This window comes from Rhizobium skierniewicense Ch11, assembly GCF_023757665.1.
In the GTDB taxonomy this organism is placed as follows: Bacteria; Pseudomonadota; Alphaproteobacteria; order Rhizobiales; family Rhizobiaceae; genus Agrobacterium; species Agrobacterium skierniewicense.
The window spans coordinates 18,786-37,642 of sequence record NZ_RXPG01000009.1 but is presented as its reverse complement, the minus strand read 5'-3'; the positions used below and the strand labels follow the sequence as shown (position 1 = coordinate 37,642).

The 18,857-nt window shown below is 57.6% G+C and carries 19 protein-coding genes; 4 read left to right on the top strand and 15 right to left on the bottom strand.

Annotated features, from left to right (window positions below):
* Nucleotides 1-38: 38 nt before the first annotated feature.
* Nucleotides 39-431 carry a Co2+/Mg2+ efflux protein ApaG gene (gene apaG, locus EKM04_RS08565; protein WP_183893832.1) on the top strand — a complete coding sequence of 131 codons (393 nt, stop codon included), beginning with the start codon at nt 39-41 and terminating at the stop codon, nt 429-431.
* A 31-nt stretch (nt 432-462) separates the two neighbouring features.
* On the opposite strand, the gene EKM04_RS08560 is transcribed toward apaG, so the two are convergent.
* The 3 genes from EKM04_RS08560 to EKM04_RS08550 all read right to left on the bottom strand — a co-directional run bounded on the left by EKM04_RS08560 (nt 463) and on the right by EKM04_RS08550 (nt 3,996).
* Complete coding sequence (locus EKM04_RS08560; RefSeq protein ID WP_183893830.1) at nt 463-1,455, bottom strand: Hsp33 family molecular chaperone; 993 nt, start codon at nt 1,453-1,455, stop codon at nt 463-465.
* 357 nt (nt 1,456-1,812) lie between these two features.
* Nucleotides 1,813-2,730 carry an ornithine carbamoyltransferase gene (gene argF, locus EKM04_RS08555; protein WP_174152022.1) on the bottom strand — a complete coding sequence of 306 codons (918 nt, stop codon included), beginning with the start codon at nt 2,728-2,730 and terminating at the stop codon, nt 1,813-1,815.
* 57 nt (nt 2,731-2,787) lie between these two features.
* Nucleotides 2,788-3,996: an aspartate aminotransferase family protein gene (locus EKM04_RS08550; protein WP_174152021.1), complete on the bottom strand. Its 1,209-nt coding sequence runs from the start codon at nt 3,994-3,996 to the stop codon at nt 2,788-2,790.
* A 436-nt stretch (nt 3,997-4,432) separates the two neighbouring features.
* Here EKM04_RS08550 and EKM04_RS08545 point away from each other — a divergent pair, with 436 nt between their 5' ends.
* Entirely contained in the window at nt 4,433-4,963 is a 531-nt protein-coding gene (locus EKM04_RS08545; protein WP_183893827.1) for a GcrA family cell cycle regulator, read from the top strand.
* Between the two features lie 36 nt (nt 4,964-4,999).
* Here EKM04_RS08545 and EKM04_RS08540 read toward each other — a convergent pair whose 3' ends face one another.
* The 11 genes from EKM04_RS08540 to phoR all read right to left on the bottom strand — a co-directional run bounded on the left by EKM04_RS08540 (nt 5,000) and on the right by phoR (nt 15,104).
* Nucleotides 5,000-5,368 (bottom strand): DUF7674 family protein, encoded by a 369-nt coding sequence (locus EKM04_RS08540; RefSeq protein ID WP_183893826.1) that lies wholly within the window; start codon nt 5,366-5,368, stop codon nt 5,000-5,002.
* Between the two features lie 273 nt (nt 5,369-5,641).
* A complete protein-coding gene (locus EKM04_RS08535; protein ID WP_174152018.1) occupies nt 5,642-6,031 on the bottom strand; it encodes a DUF6481 family protein in 390 nt (129 codons plus the stop codon).
* 38 nt (nt 6,032-6,069) lie between these two features.
* On the bottom strand, nt 6,070-6,291 hold the full coding sequence (locus tag EKM04_RS08530) for a hypothetical protein (RefSeq protein WP_183893824.1): 222 nt from the start codon (nt 6,289-6,291) through the stop codon (nt 6,070-6,072).
* A gap of 230 nt (nt 6,292-6,521) precedes the next feature.
* Entirely contained in the window at nt 6,522-6,731 is a 210-nt protein-coding gene (locus EKM04_RS08525) for a cold-shock protein (protein ID WP_045229895.1), read from the bottom strand.
* A gap of 483 nt (nt 6,732-7,214) precedes the next feature.
* Complete coding sequence (gene phoB, locus EKM04_RS08520) at nt 7,215-7,898, bottom strand: phosphate regulon transcriptional regulator PhoB (protein ID WP_174152016.1); 684 nt, start codon at nt 7,896-7,898, stop codon at nt 7,215-7,217.
* 31 nt (nt 7,899-7,929) lie between these two features.
* Complete coding sequence (gene phoU / locus EKM04_RS08515) at nt 7,930-8,646, bottom strand: phosphate signaling complex protein PhoU (RefSeq protein WP_174152014.1); 717 nt, start codon at nt 8,644-8,646, stop codon at nt 7,930-7,932.
* 88 nt (nt 8,647-8,734) lie between these two features.
* Nucleotides 8,735-9,550: a phosphate ABC transporter ATP-binding protein PstB gene (gene pstB / locus EKM04_RS08510; protein WP_045229898.1), complete on the bottom strand. Its 816-nt coding sequence runs from the start codon at nt 9,548-9,550 to the stop codon at nt 8,735-8,737.
* Nucleotides 9,551-9,565: 15 nt separating this feature from the next.
* Nucleotides 9,566-10,888, bottom strand: a complete 1,323-nt coding sequence (pstA, locus tag EKM04_RS08505) for a phosphate ABC transporter permease PstA (RefSeq protein ID WP_183893822.1) — start codon at nt 10,886-10,888, stop codon at nt 9,566-9,568.
* Nucleotides 10,885-12,366: a phosphate ABC transporter permease subunit PstC gene (gene pstC, locus EKM04_RS08500; protein ID WP_174152012.1), complete on the bottom strand. Its 1,482-nt coding sequence runs from the start codon at nt 12,364-12,366 to the stop codon at nt 10,885-10,887. The genes pstA and pstC overlap by 4 nt, the downstream gene beginning before the upstream one ends.
* Before the next feature lie 222 nt (nt 12,367-12,588).
* Nucleotides 12,589-13,623, bottom strand: coding sequence for a substrate-binding domain-containing protein (locus EKM04_RS08495; RefSeq protein ID WP_174152011.1), 1,035 nt, complete (start codon nt 13,621-13,623; stop codon nt 12,589-12,591).
* A gap of 212 nt (nt 13,624-13,835) precedes the next feature.
* On the bottom strand, nt 13,836-15,104 hold the full coding sequence (gene phoR, locus EKM04_RS08490) for a phosphate regulon sensor histidine kinase PhoR (protein WP_183893820.1): 1,269 nt from the start codon (nt 15,102-15,104) through the stop codon (nt 13,836-13,838).
* A gap of 171 nt (nt 15,105-15,275) precedes the next feature.
* On the opposite strand from phoR, the gene ppk2 reads away from it, so the two are divergent.
* Nucleotides 15,276-16,157: a polyphosphate kinase 2 gene (ppk2, locus tag EKM04_RS08485; protein ID WP_174152009.1), complete on the top strand. Its 882-nt coding sequence runs from the start codon at nt 15,276-15,278 to the stop codon at nt 16,155-16,157.
* A 129-nt stretch (nt 16,158-16,286) separates the two neighbouring features.
* On the opposite strand, the gene EKM04_RS08480 is transcribed toward ppk2, so the two are convergent.
* A complete protein-coding gene (locus tag EKM04_RS08480) occupies nt 16,287-17,462 on the bottom strand; it encodes a hypothetical protein (protein ID WP_183893818.1) in 1,176 nt (391 codons plus the stop codon).
* Between the two features lie 330 nt (nt 17,463-17,792).
* On the opposite strand from EKM04_RS08480, the gene EKM04_RS08475 reads away from it, so the two are divergent.
* On the top strand, nt 17,793-18,749 hold the full coding sequence (locus EKM04_RS08475) for an NAD(P)H-dependent flavin oxidoreductase (RefSeq protein ID WP_174152007.1): 957 nt from the start codon (nt 17,793-17,795) through the stop codon (nt 18,747-18,749).
* Nucleotides 18,750-18,857: the final 108 nt, after the last annotated feature.

Below are 18,857 nucleotides of genomic sequence, written 5' to 3'. Positions count from 1 at the left end.
TGTAGAATATTTAACAAGCAATGACTTAGGGCCGCATTATGTATCGAGCAGTGACAAGAGACATCGAGGTCACCGTCGACCCCTATTACCTTGAAGAGCAGTCCGACCCGGATGACAGCCGTTACGTCTGGGGCTACACAGTGGTGATTTCCAATCTGTCGAATGTGGCTGTCACTCTCGTCAGTCGCTACTGGAATATTACGGATGAAACCGGACAGGTGGACGAAGTATCGGGCCCCGGTGTGATCGGTGAACAGCCGCAGCTGAAACCCGGTGACACCTATGAGTACTCCTCCGGCTGTCCGCTGGATACGCCATCCGGCATGATGTTCGGCCATTATGAAATGAAGGCGGATACCGGCGAGGTCTTCAACGTCGCTATCCCCGCATTTTCTCTGGATAGTCCCGGCCTGACAAGAATCCTCAATTAAAAAAGGCGGGAGATCATCCCGCCTTTCCAACTCATCTTGCCGCTTCCATTTCCTCAACCGGATAATGGTAGGTGGTGGAGCAGAACTCGCAGGTGACGGAGATGACACCATTCTCCTGGCTTTCCTGGATTTCCGTTGCGGAAAATCCTGACAGGACCCCTTTGATCTTGTCGCGCGAGCAGTTGCAGCGATCGACGATCAGTTGCGGATCATAGACCCGCACGCCCTGCTCATGGAAAAGGCGAAACAACAGTTTTTCCGCAGGCACCTGCGGATCGGTCAGCTCATCCATGTCTACTGTGTCGATCAGAGCGACGGCTTCGGTCCAGGCATCGTCCTCCGCATATTCGGCAGCACCCTCGTCGCCATCGCCGCCGTGAAGGTCGCGTTGGCGAACACGCTCAGGCGCCTGTGGCAGAAACTGCGCAATAATACCGCCTGCGCGCCAACTGCGACGCGGATTGCCATCGCTGTCCCGGTCAAACAACTCGGCAACGCCAAGGCGTACGCGGGTCGGCAACTGTTCTGACTGACGAAAATAGACGCCAGCAATGTCTTCCAGTGAGGACCCGTCCAGGGGTACGATGCCCTGATATGGTTGCATGCCTACACCCTGGTCGATGGTGAAGGCAAGAATACCCTCGCCCAGCAACTGTTCCGGCGATGTTTGGCCAGCAGCGGTCGCCTCAGCCAGACGCTCCTCATCAAAACGGGCATAGGCACGCATGCTTTCAGGTGCAGAAAAATCAGCGACCAGCAAATCCACAGGACCATCGCTCTTCGTTTGAAGGGTCAGTTTGCCGGAAAACTTAAGGGAGGTGCCAATAAGCGACGTCAAAACCACCGCCTCCGCCAAAAGACGAGCTACGACCGGCGGGTAGTCATGCCGCGCCAGAATAGCATTGAGGAGTGGTCCGACCTGAACGGCGCGACCGCGCACGTCCAGTCCCTCTACCTGAAAGGGAACGACCTTGTCGTCGCCAGCCAATTTAAGATCGTCCAGCTGTACCGTTGCGTCTGCCATGTCCTAACTCCTTGACGTCCGTTGCCCGAGCTTGCGCGCAAAATGATCGAAACCGCGACAGCATCGACCAACGGGCATGATGTTCGTATCGCACAGATAGACCGGGGACGATGAAAACGGAACCACCGTGCCACCTTAACTTTCGCAAAGGAGCGGTTTATCCGAGAACAGCGTATCCGTTCGGACCGGGCCTCCTGCGAGACGCGAACCTGCACGAAGCCACCGAGCGGCGAACGATTGATGAAAAGCTGCCGTTGTCAAAAACGGCAGCATTGAATTGCGCTAGAAGTAGGAACCCCGGCCTGAAATTCAAGTTACCCGGTTCAGCATCACCTGCAGGTGATTGGCTGACGCAAATCAGATAACGCCCATGCACCAGGCGATGATGGCCTTTTGCGCATGCAGACGGTTTTCGGCCTCATCGAAGACGACAGACTGAGGGCCGTCGATGACGTCATCCGTCACCTCTTCACCGCGATGCGCCGGCAGGCAATGCATGAACAACGCGTCCTTGTTGGCCTTGCTCATAAGGGCGGCATTGACCTGGTAAGGCTGAAAGATGTTATGGCCCCGCGCCTTGTGTTCCTGGTTCATGGAAACCCACGTGTCGGTCACGACGCAATCGGCACCTTCCACGGCGCGCTGCGCTTCGTGATAGAGCTTGACGTCGCCACCATTGTTGCGCGCCCAGTTCAGAAAGCGGTCATGGGGCTCAGACCCCATCGGCACGGCCATGTTCATGCGGTAACCGAAGCGTGCAGACCCTTCCACCAGCGAATGCAGCACGTTGTTGCCATCACCCGTCCAGGCAATGGTCTTACCTTTGATCGGGCCGCGATGCTCCTCGAAGGTAAGGATATCTGCCATGATCTGGCAAGGGTGCGTATCGTCGGTGAGGCCGTTGATGACAGGCACGGTCGCATGTTCGGCAAGCTCAAGCAGGCGCGAATGGTCGGTGGTGCGGATCATGATCGCGTCGACATAGCGCGACAGAACCTTGGCCGTATCGCCAATGGTTTCAGCGCGACCAAGCTGCATTTCCGTGCCGGACAAGAACAGAGTCTCGCCGCCCAGTTGGCGCATGCCGACATCGAAGGAGACACGCGTCCGCGTGGAGGGCTTTTCGAAGATCATTGCCAACATCTTGCCAGCCAGCGGCTTTTCCGCCGTACCGTTCTTGGTGGCAATCTTTCGCGCACGGGCGTCATCCATAATAACCCGCAGGTCTTCCGAACCAACGGCCGAAAGGTCTAGAAAATGCTTTGCTGATGCCATTTCAATATAGTCCCGTTGGTGCAGGCCGCGCTTGGCGCTTGCCTGAACAATGCGCGTTCAAGCGCTTTTTGCCATTTTCGTGGTGAGGCTTTCCGCCGCTCTTTCAAGCCGGGCCAGCCCCTCGCGCGCCTCTTCCGCCGTCACGACAAGCGGCGGCAGCAGCCGGATGACATTGTCACCAGCCGGAACGCCCAGAAGCCGTTCCGCACGGATCGCATGCAGCAGATCCGATGACGGCACCTTCGCCTTGACGCCGATCAGAAGACCCTCGCCTCTGATCTCCTCGATCACATCAGGATAGCGATCCTTGAGCGATGCGAGCCCTTGACGGAATACCAGTGCAACGTCTCGCACATGCGGAAGAAAGTCGTCGGCCAGAACGATATCCAGCACCGCGTTGCCGCAGGCCATGGCCAACGGGTTGCCGCCATACGTCGTACCATGCACGCCAGCCGTCATGCCGGATGCGGCCTCTGCCGTGGCAAGGCATGCGCCGAACGGAAAACCGCCGCCGATACCCTTGGCCACCGCCATGATATCCGGCGTCACGCCCGACCACTCATGCGCAAAGAACTTGCCCGTGCGGCCGACGCCGGTCTGTACTTCATCAAAAATCAGCAGCAGGCCATGCTCGTCACACAGCGCCCGTAGTGCCCGCAGAAACTCCGGCGACACGGGGCGCACACCGCCCTCACCTTGAATCGGCTCGATCAGCAGCGCTGCCGTTTCCGGAAGGATCGCCGCTTTCAGCGCGTCGAGATCGTTGAACGGTACCTGATCGAAGCCCTCGACCTTGGGACCGAAACCCTCGATGTATTTCTCCTGTCCACCGGCAGCAATCGTTGCCAGCGTGCGCCCATGGAAAGCGCCTTCAAAGGTAATGATACGGAATTTTTCCGGATGACCATGCGTGTAATGATAACGGCGCGCGGTTTTGATAGCGCATTCCAGGGATTCCGCACCCGAATTGGTGAAGAAAACCTTGTCCGCAAAAGTTGCATCCGTCAGCCGCTTGGCGAGCACTTCCTGCCCCTCAACCTCGTAGAGATTGGACAGGTGCCAGACCTTTTCTGCCTGCGACTTTAACGCGTCCACCATGTGCGGATGGCTGTGACCAACCGATGTGACCGCCACGCCCGCACCAAAATCCAGGTATCGCTCGCCCTTTTCCGTAACGAGCCAAACGCCCTCTCCTCGTTCAAAGCGCAGGGGAGCTCTGGAAAACGTATCGAACAATGGCCCAGTTTCGAGCACAGTGTCGGCCATGGCAGTGTCACTCCTTGCGCGAAAGGCGCTGTCATAAGGGCTTACCGGTCATCCCGTGCCTGAAAATCAAAAATGCCGCCTCGCGGCGGCTTCGGGTCGTCTTCCTCTTACGCAATCACTATTGTCACTTCACCTGGCGATGTCAACAAATGTCCGTATTTTCCGGCTGTCTCAAGCCATGGTAGAAGATTTGGGACACCATACGAGGTGTTGCTTTTCTGACTCACAAATGCAGCAAGTTGGGGAAAACCGGAAAATCGATTCCAGATGATTCCCACGACTCTTGTCAGAGAGTCACCCGACGATTAGGTTAATCTTCAATTACTAGACTGCAAGCGGCGGAACTAGTCACCTACAATCTGGCGGACACTCTGCGCGTGGTTCACTCCACGGCATTAGAGAATGATTCGGCCTGCGCGACGAGCGGAGAAGCGGCATGAACTGGACTGATGAACGCGTTGAGAGACTCAAAAGGTTGTGGGCCGAGGGCCTGAGCGCGAGCCAGATCGCGGCACAACTTGGCGGTGTCAGCCGCAACGCCGTCATCGGCAAAGTCCACCGCCTGAACCTTCCCGGCCGCGCAAAAGCGGGCGGCACTGTCGCTACGTCACGCCCGGCCACTAAGCGCCCGGCAGTCGCGACACCGTCTGCTGCACCACGCGCCGCAAATACCTTTCAGGCACGCGCTGCGACACCGCGTCCAACGGTGCGCACGGCAACGTTAAGCGATCAGGACACCGATACAGGCCGGGTTGTCGACTATGTACCGGTCAACACAGCGGTTCTGCCGACATCGCTTCGTCTGACCCTGACGGAACTCACGGAACGCACCTGCAAATGGCCGGTGGGTGATCCGCTGAAAGATGATTTCCACTTCTGCGGCTGCGACGCGTCTGAATCCTCGCCTTACTGCAAATTCCACGCAAAGATGGCTTACCAGCCTGTGAGCGAACGCCGCAGAGCCTGAAGGTTCGGGAAAAATCTGTGATCATAAATGAGCGGGTCATTGGCCCGCTTTTTTAATGGGCGAATGGCTCTGACGTCTTTGACCTCGGCAAGATTCGCTCAACGCGTCTACAATCACGGCTTCGGTGTGGTAGGTCAAAATGGTGCGCCACTCTTCGACTTCACGAGCCGTCATGAACTCGGGCAAGCGGAGACGCACCTGTTCATGGTCGGCCAGATGTTCAATGAAGCCAACCGCCGCAGCGGTGTTGATATCTGCATGTGGCGCTGCAAGACAATAGCGGGCGTAATCCATGATGCGACGGGCTTTATCTATCCTGTCGTTTTTCACGCAGGCTTCGAAAAAGGCGCGCAGCTCTATCCATGCAGCCATAGGCGACCAGGCGCGCTCGATCTCATCGCGCATCAGGTGCAGCCTCGATGGCCTTACGGCGCCAGACGCTCATATCAATTATCCACCATCATCCCAGGAACTCGTATAGAGCGTTGGGCTTGACGTTGGGCAAAAATATTCAGGAGAAGAATTATGGTGCGCGCGAAAAGCGTCCCAGACAGGGCTCTGCCTGAGCGGTGAGAATACCGTGTCCGGGTTATTGCCCCACGCTGCCAGCAGTCTGACAGGGCGCCCTGCCAGATCGCAGCCCTTCGGGTGAATGGCTGCTTGATCTTGGCGAATGGTTCAGCCCTGGCGGGCTTTGCGGTTGGCATAGCGGCGGTCACGCTCTGCCTTACGAGCGGCTTCGTCTTCGATGACGCGGGCGATGCGGTTCTTATCGGCCAGCTTGCGGGCGTCTTCTTCGGCGCTTGCCGCGGCTTCGAGTTCGGCCTGCTTTTGAGCAGCCTCTGCTTCAAGGCGGATTTTTTCTTCGCGTTTTTGCTGCTCACGCGCGGCCTGTCGCGCTCTGCGGGCCTCGGCAACGGCGATCTGTTCGGCCTGCTTGGCTTCAAGCATGGGTGCCGCAGCTTCCTTGGCTTCGCGATAGGCCTTCAAAAGAGCAGCCTTTGCTTCGGCAGCGGCGCCGCGCTGTTCGGAAACTTCGTTGTTCTTGATGTTTCTAGTGTTTCTCAAATCTCTATTCCAGTTGAGTGGTCATATTGATCCTGCGATCAGGTCTTCTTACCACGTTTCGTTGGGGCAGGTACAGGGTTCAGGCTGTCTTGCAATTCCTTGGCAAGACGCGCTTCGCGCAGTCTGATCGTCTTTTCGTCACGCGCCTGCGTAATCGAGTTGATCTCTTCAACCGCATGGCCACGGGCAAAAAACTGCGTTTGCGTGGCGCCAAATGCGATCTCGGCCTGTTTGCGAGATTTGCTGTGTGTTTCAGACATGAAATTTCCTTCCTGTCGCACCGGCCTGAAATCGGGATCGATTTGCTGGAAGTCCGATGCGGGGTGGATCGAGCAGCCTGGACCCTGTTAACGCCATAAAGGCACAGTACCCGAAGCTTGCGCCGCCAAGCGGCACAAAAAAAGGCCAGGCAAAGTGCCTGACCTCGGTTGGTCTCATGCTTTCAACAGTGCCAGTACATCCGTGGTCAAGGGAAAGCAGATCCCGTTATTTAAGCAGCCTGAAGGTTGCAAGCAGACATTTTGCCCGACTTGTTGTCGCGCTCAAGGTCGTAGCTCAGCTTCTGGCCTTCAACGATTTCGCGCATACCTGCACGCTCTACAGCGGAGATGTGTACGAATGCGTCTGTGCCGCCGTTGTCAGGCTGAATGAAGCCGAAGCCCTTGGTGGAGTTAAACCATTTTACTGTGCCTGTGGTCATAATGAACCCTTTCAAAGCATAAGAGATAGATCGCAGAACTGACGCCCTGCGTGCGATTATAGCGATTTTTTTGAAGAAAGGGTTAGTTCAAAACGCGGTGCTAATCGCGCGGCAACCAAAGCTCAGCAAGAAAAAATATCGACAACCAATAGATAGAGCCTTCCGGTCGGATAGTCAAACTTTAATTTTCAGATAATTTCAATCAACCCTTGTCGTCATATCAGTCACGATATGAGAACGTTTGTTTTCGTTGAGGATATTGAGCTCTGAAACAGTCTGGTATTCTGGCTGTTTATCAGCCCAGGTGCCGATCTATTCAACATATCATATCTTGATCGGGGCGTCGCTAGGCTCCCACCGTGTCGTGATGAGCCTACAAGAACCAAGCGACTTCAGACATGAAAAGCACGCCGCTGATATGCGCCGCTCACGGTGGCGCGTGCTCCTCAATGCGTTACGTCGCATCTGACTTCGCCGTAGACGTTAGGCCTCCATCGAATATCCAGCGCCGCGAACGGTGCGGATGACGTCCTGCATGCTGGAGAAGTTGAGCGCCTTGCGCAGACGGCCTACATGGACGTCCACCGTGCGTTCATCCACGTAGATGTCGTGCCCCCACACGCCGTCAAGAAGTTGCGAGCGGGAAAAAACGCGGCCGGGCGATACCATCAGGAACTCCAGCAAGCGGAATTCGGTTGGTCCCAGGCGCACTTCGCGGGCCTTGCGATGGACGCGGTGGGTTTCGCGGTCCAGTTCGATATCACCACATTTCAAAACGGATGACAGGACCTCCGGGCGGGCGCGGCGCAGCATCGCCTTGACGCGCGCCATCAGTTCCGGTGTGGAGAACGGCTTGACCACATAGTCGTCGGCACCTGTGGCCAATCCACGCACGCGTTCGCTTTCCTCGCCACGGGCCGTCAGCATGATGATTGGCAGGCGTTCCGTTTCCGGGCGCATCCGCAAGCGACGGCACAGCTCGATGCCGGAGACACCTGGCAGCATCCAGTCGAGAATGAGCAGATCCGGCGTACGTTCCTGCAAGCGGATTTCCGCCTCATCACCACGCGGGATCGTGTCCACGTCGTAACCTTCGGATTCGAGATTGTAGCGAAGAAGAACGCTCAACGCCTCTTCATCTTCGACAACAGCTATTTTCGGCACCATGACTAGTGACTCCGCCAGTCTTGTAGGACATTCACTCGGTGATCGCACCGAGCGTATTGGAACTGTCGTCCTTGGGACGCTCGCCTGCCGGCTGGCTGCCGGTGGCCATGTAGTAGATGGTTTCCGCGATGTTCGTCGCATGATCGCCCACACGCTCGATATTCTTGGCGCAGAACAGAAGGTGTGTGCAGGTGGTGATGTTGCGCGGGTCTTCCATCATGTAGGTCAACAGCTCGCGAAACAGCGAGGTGTACATGGCATCAATTTCCTCATCACGCTCGCGGATGGTCTGCGCCTTTTCCGCCGAACGGGTGGAATAGACATCCAGAACGTCTTTCAACTGGACCAAAGCCAGCTCTGACAAGTGTTCGAGACCACGGGCGAGCTTGCGGGGTACACCGGTTCCGGCAACCGCGATGACCCGCTTGGCCGTGTTCTTGCCAAGGTCGCCCACACGCTCCAGATCAGCGGCGATGCGCAGCGAGCCGATGATTTCGCGAAGGTCGGCAGCCATCGGCTGACGCTTGGCGATGGTCACGATCGCCTTGTCTCCGATTTCGCGCTCGGCATTGTCGAGGATCGTATCATCTGAAATGACCTTCTGGGCCAAAGCGGCATCGGAGTTGACGAGCGCGCGCACCGCATCGCTGCACATCTGCTCCGCAAGACCACCCATTTCAGCGATACGGCGGCTGAGGAACTTCAGTTCCTCGTCGTACGCGGACATGATGTGCGAGTTTGTCGGCATGGTCGAATTCTCCAGTTTCGATGCGGCTGGCCGCAAGCCCTGTCAGGCTCAAGCGGTTCAACGCGATGGGTTGCAATCAACGACAGGATCAGCCGAAGCGACCCATGATGTAATCCTGCGTGCGCTGGTCATCCGGGTTGGTGAACATCTTGTCGGTGTCGTTTTCTTCCACGAGATGACCCAGATGGAACATCGCAGTGCGCTGTGAAACGCGGGCTGCCTGTTGCATGGAGTGGGTCACGATGACGATGGTGTAGTTCGAGCGAAGTTCGTGGATCAGTTCCTCGACCTTGGCCGTTGCGATAGGGTCGAGCGCCGAGCAGGGTTCGTCCATCAAAATGACTTCAGGGCTGACGGCAATCGCGCGGGCGATGCACAGACGCTGTTGCTGACCACCCGAAAGGCCCGTCCCGGATTCCAGCAGGCGATCCTTGGCTTCGTTCCACAGACCTGCCTTTTGAAGGCTGGCCTCGACGATCTGGTCCATATCCGCTTTGTTGCGGGCAAGACCGTGAATGCGCGGGCCGTAGGCGATGTTCTCGTAGATCGACTTCGGAAACGGGTTCGGCTTCTGAAACACCATGCCGACACGGGCGCGCAGTTCAACCACATCGATGTTGCTGTCGTAGATATCTTCGCCATCGAGCGTGATCTTACCCGTGACGCGGCAACCGTCGATCGTGTCGTTCATGCGGTTCAGCGTTCGCAGGAATGTGGATTTGCCACAGCCCGATGGACCGATGAGCGCGGTCACGGTGTTTTCGCGGACGTTGAGGTTCACATCGTACAGCGCCCTTTTGTCGCTGTAGTAGACGGATACGTCCTTGCCAATCATCTTATGAGAAACGTCATTCATTTTCTTGTCCAGCGCCTTTTCCATTGCTGCTTCCGACAACATATTCATCGTTCTAAGCTCCTTTTACCAGCGCCGCTCGAAGCGACGCCGCAAGAGAATTGCGCCAACATTCATGACAACGAGGAAAATCAGCAGGATGATGATAGCGCCGGATGTCCGTTCGACAAAGGCGCGCTCTGCCTCGTTTGCCCACATATAGATCTGGACCGGCAAGGCCGTGGATGGGTCCATCGGCGTTGTCGGGTAGTTTGCGACGAAGGCGACCATGCCGATCAACAGCAGGGGAGCGGTTTCCCCCAGAGCATGGGCCAGGCCGATGATGGTGCCGGTCAGAATTCCCGGCATGGCCAGCGGAAGAACATGGTGGAAGATCGTCTGCATCTTCGAGGCGCCCAGCCCCAAAGCCGCAGCGCGGATCGATGGCGGAACGGCCTTGAGCGCCGCACGGGTCGCAATGATGATCGTCGGCAAGGTCATCAGTGTCAGCACGAAGCCGCCGACCAGAGATGCCGAGCGCGGGAAGCCCATGAAGTTGATGAAGACCGACAGGCCGAGCAGACCGTAGACAATCGATGGCACGGCTGCGAGGTTGTTGATGTTCACCTCGATCAGATCGGTAATGCGGTTCTTGGGCGCGAACTCCTCCAGATAGATCGAGGCTGCCACGCCTATCGGCAGGGACAGCACGAGAACGATCATCATCATGTAGAAGGAACCGATGAGCGCAACGCCCACACCGGCGGCCTCCGGACGGCTCGATGCGCCATTCACGAAAATGCCGGTGTTGAACTGCTTGGCAAGCTGGCCGCTTGCGACGAGCTGATCCATCCACTTGACCTGCTGGTCGGAGACGCGGCGGTTTGCCTCTTCGCCGGTCATGTCAAACTGGCCCTTGAAGGCCGAGTCGATATCGCCGGACGCCAGAAGCGCGACATTGCGCGTCGTACCAATCACGCTTGGATCCGTTGTCACGATGTCGCGCAGCTGGGTGCGAACACTATCGGACACCATGGTCCCGATGGTGCGCAAGGCGGTGCGGTCGTCCAGCGACACGCCCAGCGCCCTGGCCACCGCGTTGCGCGCCAGAACCGGGTAGTTCGCCGTCACAAGCTTGTTCGGATTTGTGGCACGTTGATTGTCGGGATCGATGATCTGTTCGGAAAACTCCACCGGAACCGTGATCGTCGTCTGTTGAAACGCCGTGTAGCCTTTGCCCACAACCGACCAGATCAGGAGGAAAAGGAACAGCAGCCCGAAGGAGATCGCGGCAACGCCGTAGGTGCGGAAGCGACGCTCGGCTGCGTAACGGCGCTTGATGCCGATATCGCGACGGGCCGTCTTTGGCGCGACTGGCACACCAGCCGCCGAAGAAACAACGTCGATCATTCGTACTGCTCCCGGTATTTGCGCACAATGAAGAGCGCGTAGATATTAAGGCATAGCGTGATGGCGAACAGCGTGATGCCGAGCGCAAAGGCAACCAGCGTCTGCGGCGAGGTAAACTCAAGGTCGCCCGTCAACTGGCTGACGATCTTTACCGTCACCGTCGTCATCGGTTCAAACGGGCTGATCTGCAAGCGTGCGGCAACACCTGCCGCCAGAACCACGATCATCGTTTCACCGATGGCGCGCGATGCCGTCATCAGAATGGCCCCGACGATGCCTGGCAGGGCAGCAGGCAGGAGAACGCGCTTGATGGTCTCGGAGCGCGTGGCCCCCAGACCAAGCGACCCATCACGAAGCGTGCGTGGCACCGCTGTAATGATGTCGTCCGACAGCGAGGACACGTAGGGAATGAGCATGATGCCCATCACGAAGCCAGCCGTCAGAACGCTCTGCGCCTGGATGAATGAGGTGTAATCGCCGGTCGTCAGACCATTGATCTGCGAGGAGATGTCTCGCAGGAAAGGGCCAACGGTAGTCAGCGCGAAGAAGCCGTAGACGATGGTCGGAATACCGGCCAAAACTTCCAGCAGCGGCTTTGCGATGGAACGGACACGCCGAGAGGCATATTCTGCCATGTAGATGGCCGAGAACAGTCCCACCGGAACCGCGACCAGCATGGCGACGAAACCGATGTAGAGTGTACCGGCAAGAAGCGGAATGAGACCGAACTGACCGACCGATTCCGTTGCGCCTGCGGCTGCAAACCGCGGATCCCAAACGGTGCCGAAGAAGAACTCGTGGGCTGGCACCATGTTGAAAAACTGAATGGCTTCCGTCAGCATCGACATGACGATGCCGATGGTCGTCAAAATAGCAAGCGACGACGCCAGCAAAAGCGCACCGAGAATGACGCGCTCAACTTTGTTTCTGGCCCGAAACCGCGGCGCAATGGCGCGGATCGCATAGAGGGCGCCGATCAACGCGACACCCAGCACAACGACGATCATGCCGATGCGGCTGGACGTCGTCATCGTGTTCAGCGTCTGGGCTGCTTCCACCATATAAGGCTCTGGGTCACCGGCAATCGCGACACCCTTGGCGGCAAGCAGAGGACGGACAGGCGCACCGGCTTTGACGGCCTCGTGCTCTTCCGGTGTGAGGCGCTGAAGACCACGGGCAATGGAGCCGACCATGCCGTAGTTCAGGCTCTGTTGCGCCTCCGACTGCGCGCGAATATCTTCAGGAAACTCGGCGCGAACCGCAGCCGTGATGACCATCGGGCTGACGATGAGCCAAACAGCCAGAATGAAGGCCGACGGCAGGATGGCCCAGACCAGTGCGTAAGAGCCATGGTAACCGGCGCGAGAATGCATGGATGATGGACGACCACCTGCCAGCGCGACAGCGCGGCGCGTGCCAAGCACGTAACTGGTGATGCCGATCAACGCCAGTATCAACAAAATGATAGGTGTGTTCATGAAACTTTCCTCGACACGCCACATGGCGCGATGCGGTATCGGGCACTTTCAAAGGCGATAAAAATTCTGGCCTTTTGACCGAAGATGTCATCTGTTCGGACAAAACCAACGCAGTCCGGCTTGATACACAAAGCGATCAACGGATTTAAGCGTTTCGATCAACGTTAGACGACAATCCACAGAAGGATGGATGCGCGACGCCCCGCCGCGCATCCCGCTTTGTTACATCGTGGTACCAGCTTCGAACTTCGCACGGATTTCCTTGCGCTCTGCATCTGGAGCAGACACCAAGCCGTAGTTTGCCAGCGGAGAGTCAGGGCCGATCATTTCGTCGGACAGGAAGAAATCGACATATTCCTTCACGCCTGGAATGACGCCGACATGTGCCTTCTTGACGTAGAAGAACAGGGGGCGCGACACGGGATACTTGCCGCTCGCAACGGTTTCGGTCGATGGAACAACGTCGCTGACGGTCGCAACCTTCAGCTTGTCCTTATTGTTTTCGTAGAATGCGAGACCAAACACGCCGAGGCCACCCTTGTTGGCATCGATGCGGGCAAGCGTTTCGGTGTAGTCACCGTCGATATCGACAGCAGCGCCGTCTTTACGAACGGCAATGCACTTGGCGGCAGCCTGCTTGGCATCGGTCACGAGGGTCTTGAGAGCCTCGGTTGCGCCAGCTTCCTTGCAGCCGTCAGCCATGATCTTCTCTTCGAAGACTTCGCGCGTGCCGTGCTTGGAGCCAGGGATGTAAGCGGCAATCGCAACATCCGGCAGGTCCTTGTTGATTTCCGTCCACTTCTTGTAAGGGTTGGCAACAAGCTTGCCGTCCTTGACGATTTCAGCGGCGAGACCGAGGTAGAGGTCCTTCGGCACGAGCTTGATGTCCTTGTTGGACTTGTCCATTGCGAACACGATGCCGTCGTAACCGATCTTGACTTCCTGAACGTCAGCAACGCCGGCTGCCTTACAGGCCGCAAGTTCGTCAGCCTTGATAGGACGCGAAGCATTGGCGATATCGATCGTGCCTTCACCAACGCCCGAGCAGAACGCCTTCAGACCGCCGCCCGTGCCGCCGGACTCCACAACAGGAGCCTTGAAGTCAGGAAAGGTTTCAGCAAACGTCTCAGCAACGATCTTTGCATAAGGCAGAACGGTGGACGAACCGGCAACCTGGATCTGGTCGCGCGCAGCAGCAGCACCTGCAAAGGCAACCGAAGCCACCAAGGCTGCGGCGGACAATTTAACGATGTTCATGTAACTCTCCCGTATGGGGCCCGTGGCGGGCATGTGTGGACGCTGCCGGCAGTATCTTTTACCCTCTGCCCAGTCTGGGCTGCCCCGGCGGCCTCTTCATAACCAGTCTTGCCACACCCTTTTATGTCATTTCGATGAAGTATTTGTGACATATCAAGAGTTTGATTTTATTACGTATTTTTTATAACATCACGATCTATTCGAGTCTTGTGTTAAAAACGCACCGTGAAGTCCGTGCCCACGTCAAGCTCGGAGCGGATAATCAGCCGGGCTCGGTGACGGGTGAGGATGTGTTTGACGATGGCAAGCCCAAGACCCGTTCCTTTTTTTGAGCGGCTGTCTGCCACACTGACACGATAAAATCGCTCGGTCAGACGCGGCACATGCTCGGCTGGAATGCCCGGCCCTTTGTCCAACACGCTGACTTCGACCGGCTTTCCGGCATCCGAACGCAGCGCGACGTCCACGACCTTGCCGTCTTGTCCGTATTTGCAGGCGTTTTCGACGAGGTTCTGGAACACCTGCACCAACTCGTCACGGTCCCCCGTCACCTCCACCTTACCATCCGGCATATGCAGGTTGATGGAAACATCGAGGTCCTGTGCCAGCGGCAACAGAGAATCCCGCACATGACCCAGCAGCGGCACAAGATCCACCTTCTGGTCCGGCGCGATATTGGCCCGCAACTCCAGCCGAGACAGTGACATCAGGTCATCCACCAGACGGCTCATACGGGTGGCCTGATCCAGCATGATGCCCAAAAATCGCTCGCGTGCCTTCGGATCGTCGCGGGCCGGGCCCTGCATGGTCTCGATAAAACCGCGCAACGATGCCAGGGGCGTGCGCAATTCATGGCTGGCATTGGCAACGAAATCGCTGCGCATGCGGTCTATGCGGCGCAACTCGGAAATGTCCCGGAACGACAAGACATAAAGCGGGGCGCCTGCCTTGTCCTTCGTGACCACCTTGGCGATGCGAACGATGAAGACGCGTTCGGACGGCAACCGCTCGGAATGTTCCACCTGATTGGCCTCACCTGTCGTGATGGCTTCACGAATGACGTCGAGGAGACCGGGTGAGCGCATGCGACCGGAAATGTGCGAACCGACCGGCAGCAAACCGAAGGCGCGTTCAGCGGCGGCATTTTCGAAGAGAACGCTGGCGTTGCGATCCAGAATGAAGACCGGCGTATCGAGTGCGGCAAGCCCCGAGCTTACGCCGGCAAGCAGGCTTTCGCTGACAGTTTGCGCGTCATCGGCTGAGGTCGACACTTCCACACGCGCCTGAGCCTTGAAAGACGGTCCGGAATTGAGGCCAAGAATGGCCAGAACGGCCGCGACCCACAAAACGGCGGGAACGTAAGGAGACAGAAGTTCGAGAGAGGCAACGACAGCAAGCACCGAAACGACCAGGATAGGCAACCAGCCGCGGCGAAGTCTGTTCAGATATCGCGTCGATGTGCTGACTTCATTCCCCACCATCTCAGGTTACCTTCACCTTTCGCCGCAAATCGCGCATCGAAACCTTCTATCGCTCTTTCATGACAGAGATTCATCACTATGTCTTTTTCAACAGTTTGATATCCATACGGGACGCGGGCTCGTTTTTTGAGAGCACCGTCAAATTCTTAAAGCAGCACCCAGGGAGCGATGATGAGCGAAACCGCCAAGGACCGTTCGGTTGAACTTCAGATCAACGGAAAAACCCGCATCTTCAACATCGATGACCCGGTTCTGCCGGACTGGGTGGAAGACCATAAGCTGTCAGCCGGTGGCTTTCCCTACGACAAGAAGATGAAGCGTGAGGAGTATGACGAGACGCTTGAGGCGCTGCAGATCGAACTCGTGAAGGTGCAATCGTGGCTTCAGGCCACCGGTACGCGTGTCATGTCGGTTTTCGAGGGACGCGATGCTGCCGGAAAAGGTGGCGTTATCTCCGTCATCAAGGAATACCTCAATCCCCGTAGCGCGCGCGTCGTCGCACTTACCAAACCGAGCGAAACCGAACGCGGCCAATGGTATTTCCAACGTTACATCTCTCATTTCCCGACAGCTGGCGAATTCGTCATGTTCGACCGCTCCTGGTATAACCGGGCCGGTGTCGAGCCGATCATGGGTTTCTGCACACCCGACGAACACAAGCGTTTCCTGAAAGAAGCCCCTCGTCTCGAAAAGATGGTAGTCCACGAAGGCACCTATCTCTTCAAATTCTGGCTGGATACCGGTCGCGAAACGCAACTCGACCGTTTTCACGACCGCCGCCATAGCCCTTTGAAGGCCTGGAAACTCTCGGATATGGACATCGCCGCGCTGACAAAGTGGGACGACTACACGGCCATGCGCGATCTGATGCTGGAAAAAACCCACAATGACGAAGCGCCCTGGACCGTCATTCGCGCCAATGACAAACGCCGCGCCCGCATCAATCTCATCAAACACATTCTGAAATCACTGGATTACGAGGGAAAAGACAAGGCGGTGATCGGTGATATCGATCACAAAATCCTCGGTTCCGGGCCCGATTTTCTGAAGTAGGACTGTGGACCCGCTCTGACGCATCACCATGTCGAGAGTGTGATGACTTCGCGTTCCCGTTAACGTCAGTTCTTCAAAGCGTTCCCTTTTTCCAAGGGAACGCAATATCAAGGCCGACCTGTTGAACGGTCACTGCCCCGGCAGAATGCGTGCCGAGTAAAGATTGACGGGGCGTCCGTTGCCGTCGATATCGCTGTTGATAATGATGGTGCCAGGGTTGCTTGGCGCGAGCGTGCGGTCAAACGTGACATTGATCAACATATCGGCACGTTCTGGGGTTGCCGTGAAGCGGTGGCGGGCGCAATTCCCAAGGCTGCCAAAATCGCAGCTGATGGACAGCTGGGTCTGGCGGTCGCTGGAAGACTGCAGGGTGATGGCGATGGTCGAGGACTTGCCTGCCATTTCACGCAGAACATCAGCCGGAACCGTGATGGCGATATTACCATCGTCCTCCGAAACCCGCGACGTGAGACGAACGGCCTTGCCGGCCGCCGTCGAAATCGGCTCAAGGGCCGCAAGCGAACCTGCCTGAAGTCCCTGGCTACCCCTCTCTGCGTTGAAGACCTCTTCCCATGCATCGGAAAAGCCACGTCCTGCTTCAAGGCTAGGCTGGGGTGCTGCCTCGGTGCCGGTAAAATCTTCCGAATGCACTTCCGGTGGCGGGTTGGGGACAGCGGTGTCGCGCTCCGACGGGCTCAGCAATATGCCGGAACTGTAGATCCACCACGCGCCGAAACCGAAAAAAGCGATAAGCGTAAAAGAGATGAATAGCCGGGCGACGACACCTTTCTTGCGGCGGGCTTTTGCGGTGCGCTGCGGCGTAAACGACAGGGATGCCGCATCAGCAGCAGGCGCAGTCCGCGCGTCCGGTGCGATCACTCCCCGTTCGGCATGAAAATCATCGCCGCTGCGGCTTGTTGTCGTCGCGTCGACTGGCGCTTCGGCGCGAACTGGCGCGTCAACCGGCAGCACATCGTCTTCGTCCGGGCGTGGTGAAGGCGGCGCAACTTGCGGGGCGGCGCGCGACACGGGCTGTACGGGTGCCGATGTGCGAGATGCTTCACGCCGGACATGATCTTCCACCACGCTCAGCAGCCGATTTCGCTCTTCGGCCTCAATCGTGTGAACAAGCACCTCTAGGCGCTGGCGTTGCTGTGCCACGACCTCGGGGTCGTCTATCCCCTGTTTGCGCAATCCAGCTTCCAGCGCCTGGCGCGAAGACTGGTAAATCCGTGCCCGAACTTCGGCACTGGATCGGTCCGATTTTTCCAGGGCATTTCTGATTGCCGTTTCCAGTCCGCTCACTATCGGTCCTTTTCTCGCCATCCGAAAGGCTTTTGCGGCATTGCGCCATATGTTTACGATTCGGTAACCTCTCGCTTGCCCAACCGCAAGAGACGTCTTGGTCAAATATGGGGATGGAATGGGGAAAACGTGCTGAGCGGGTGCGCCGAGCGGCCGGTTTGGCCGTCGGGCGAACATCTCACTCCAGCAAACCCGGTATCGCAAAGGCATGACGGTCGCGGGGTCAACGGCCTCAAGGCTCCCACCACCGCCCTCCTCTTTTTCGCTTTTCATATCCTGCTGGCTTCGCTACATCTTACGTGCGCGTAAACGTCATTCATGGGAGGAAACATGCTGCCGTCCGTACTCAGGGACAATCTTCGACTGCCGGTCATTGCCTCGCCACTGTTCATCATCTCGCATCCCGAACTGACGCTGGCGCAATGCAAGGCGGGTGTCGTCGGTGCATTTCCGGCGCTCAACGCGCGTCCCGAAAGCCAGCTGGACGAATGGCTGGCGATGATGACCGAGGACCTCGCCAACCATAATGCGGCGAACCCTGATCGCCCGGCAGCCCCCTTTGCCGTCAACCAGATCGTCCACACGTCCAACAAGCGTCTCGAGCACGACCTCGGTTTGTGCGTCAAATACCGGGTGCCGATCGTCATCTCTTCACTTGGTGCGGTTCCGGAGGTGAACGCGGCGATCCATTCCTATGGCGGCATCGTGCTGCACGATGTCATCAACAATCGCCACGCCAACTCCGCCATCCGCAAGGGTGCCGATGGGCTGATTGCCGTGGCTACAGGCGCTGGCGGCCATGCGGGCACGCTCTCACCCTTTGCTTTGGTGCAGGAAATCCGTGAATGGTTTGACGGCCCCCTGCTTCTGGCAGGTGCCATCGCCAATGGCGGTGCAATCCTCGCAGCACAGGCCATGGGCGCGGATATGGCCTATATCGGCTCCCCCTTCATTGCCACGACAGAAGCGAGGGCGAACGACGCCTACAAACAGGCCATCGTTGATGCCCAGGCCAGCGATATCGTCTATTCCAACTATTTCACCGGCATTCACGGCAACTATATGAAGGCCTCCATTGTCGCCGCAGGCATGGACCCGGACAACCTCCCGGTTGCCGACCCATCCAAAATGGATTTCGGAGCCGCAACCAGCGGCGCCAAGGCATGGAAAGATATCTGGGGTGCCGGTCAGGGCGTCGGTGCGGTGAAGGCGGTCGAACCCGTTTCCGCACTGGTGGGTCGCCTTGCCAAGGAATACGACGCCGCCAAGGCTCGCATTCTGGCTTGATGGCGCCGACAAGGAGTGGGGACGCGGGATTTTTGGTCGAAGCCTTATTCAAGACTTGAAATCCCTCCCCAATGCCTGTATCAGCCCGCCATACACCGCGCGGACACC

Coding starts and splice junctions, on each gene's coding strand:
- EKM04_RS08560 (WP_183893830.1), bottom strand. CDS start 1,455: ATGGCAGACGCAACGGTACAGCTGGACGATCTTAAATTGGCTGGCGAC.
- argF (WP_174152022.1), bottom strand. CDS start 2,730: ATGGCATCAGCAAAGCATTTTCTAGACCTTTCGGCCGTTGGTTCGGAA.
- phoB (WP_174152016.1), bottom strand. CDS start 7,898: ATGGTGCCGAAAATAGCTGTTGTCGAAGATGAAGAGGCGTTGAGCGTT.
- phoU (WP_174152014.1), bottom strand. CDS start 8,646: ATGCCGACAAACTCGCACATCATGTCCGCGTACGACGAGGAACTGAAG.
- apaG (WP_183893832.1), top strand. CDS start 39: ATGTATCGAGCAGTGACAAGAGACATCGAGGTCACCGTCGACCCCTAT.
- phoR (WP_183893820.1), bottom strand. CDS start 15,104: ATGGTGGGGAATGAAGTCAGCACATCGACGCGATATCTGAACAGACTT.
- EKM04_RS08525 (WP_045229895.1), bottom strand. CDS start 6,731: ATGACCACAGGCACAGTAAAATGGTTTAACTCCACCAAGGGCTTCGGC.
- pstC (WP_174152012.1), bottom strand. CDS start 12,366: ATGAACACACCTATCATTTTGTTGATACTGGCGTTGATCGGCATCACC.
- EKM04_RS08495 (WP_174152011.1), bottom strand. CDS start 13,623: ATGAACATCGTTAAATTGTCCGCCGCAGCCTTGGTGGCTTCGGTTGCC.
- pstA (WP_183893822.1), bottom strand. CDS start 10,888: ATGATCGACGTTGTTTCTTCGGCGGCTGGTGTGCCAGTCGCGCCAAAG.
- EKM04_RS08530 (WP_183893824.1), bottom strand. CDS start 6,291: ATGTCTGAAACACACAGCAAATCTCGCAAACAGGCCGAGATCGCATTT.
- EKM04_RS08545 (WP_183893827.1), top strand. CDS start 4,433: ATGAACTGGACTGATGAACGCGTTGAGAGACTCAAAAGGTTGTGGGCC.
- EKM04_RS08550 (WP_174152021.1), bottom strand. CDS start 3,996: ATGGCCGACACTGTGCTCGAAACTGGGCCATTGTTCGATACGTTTTCC.
- EKM04_RS08475 (WP_174152007.1), top strand. CDS start 17,793: ATGCTGCCGTCCGTACTCAGGGACAATCTTCGACTGCCGGTCATTGCC.
- pstB (WP_045229898.1), bottom strand. CDS start 9,550: ATGAATATGTTGTCGGAAGCAGCAATGGAAAAGGCGCTGGACAAGAAA.
- EKM04_RS08540 (WP_183893826.1), bottom strand. CDS start 5,368: ATGCGCGATGAGATCGAGCGCGCCTGGTCGCCTATGGCTGCATGGATA.
- ppk2 (WP_174152009.1), top strand. CDS start 15,276: ATGAGCGAAACCGCCAAGGACCGTTCGGTTGAACTTCAGATCAACGGA.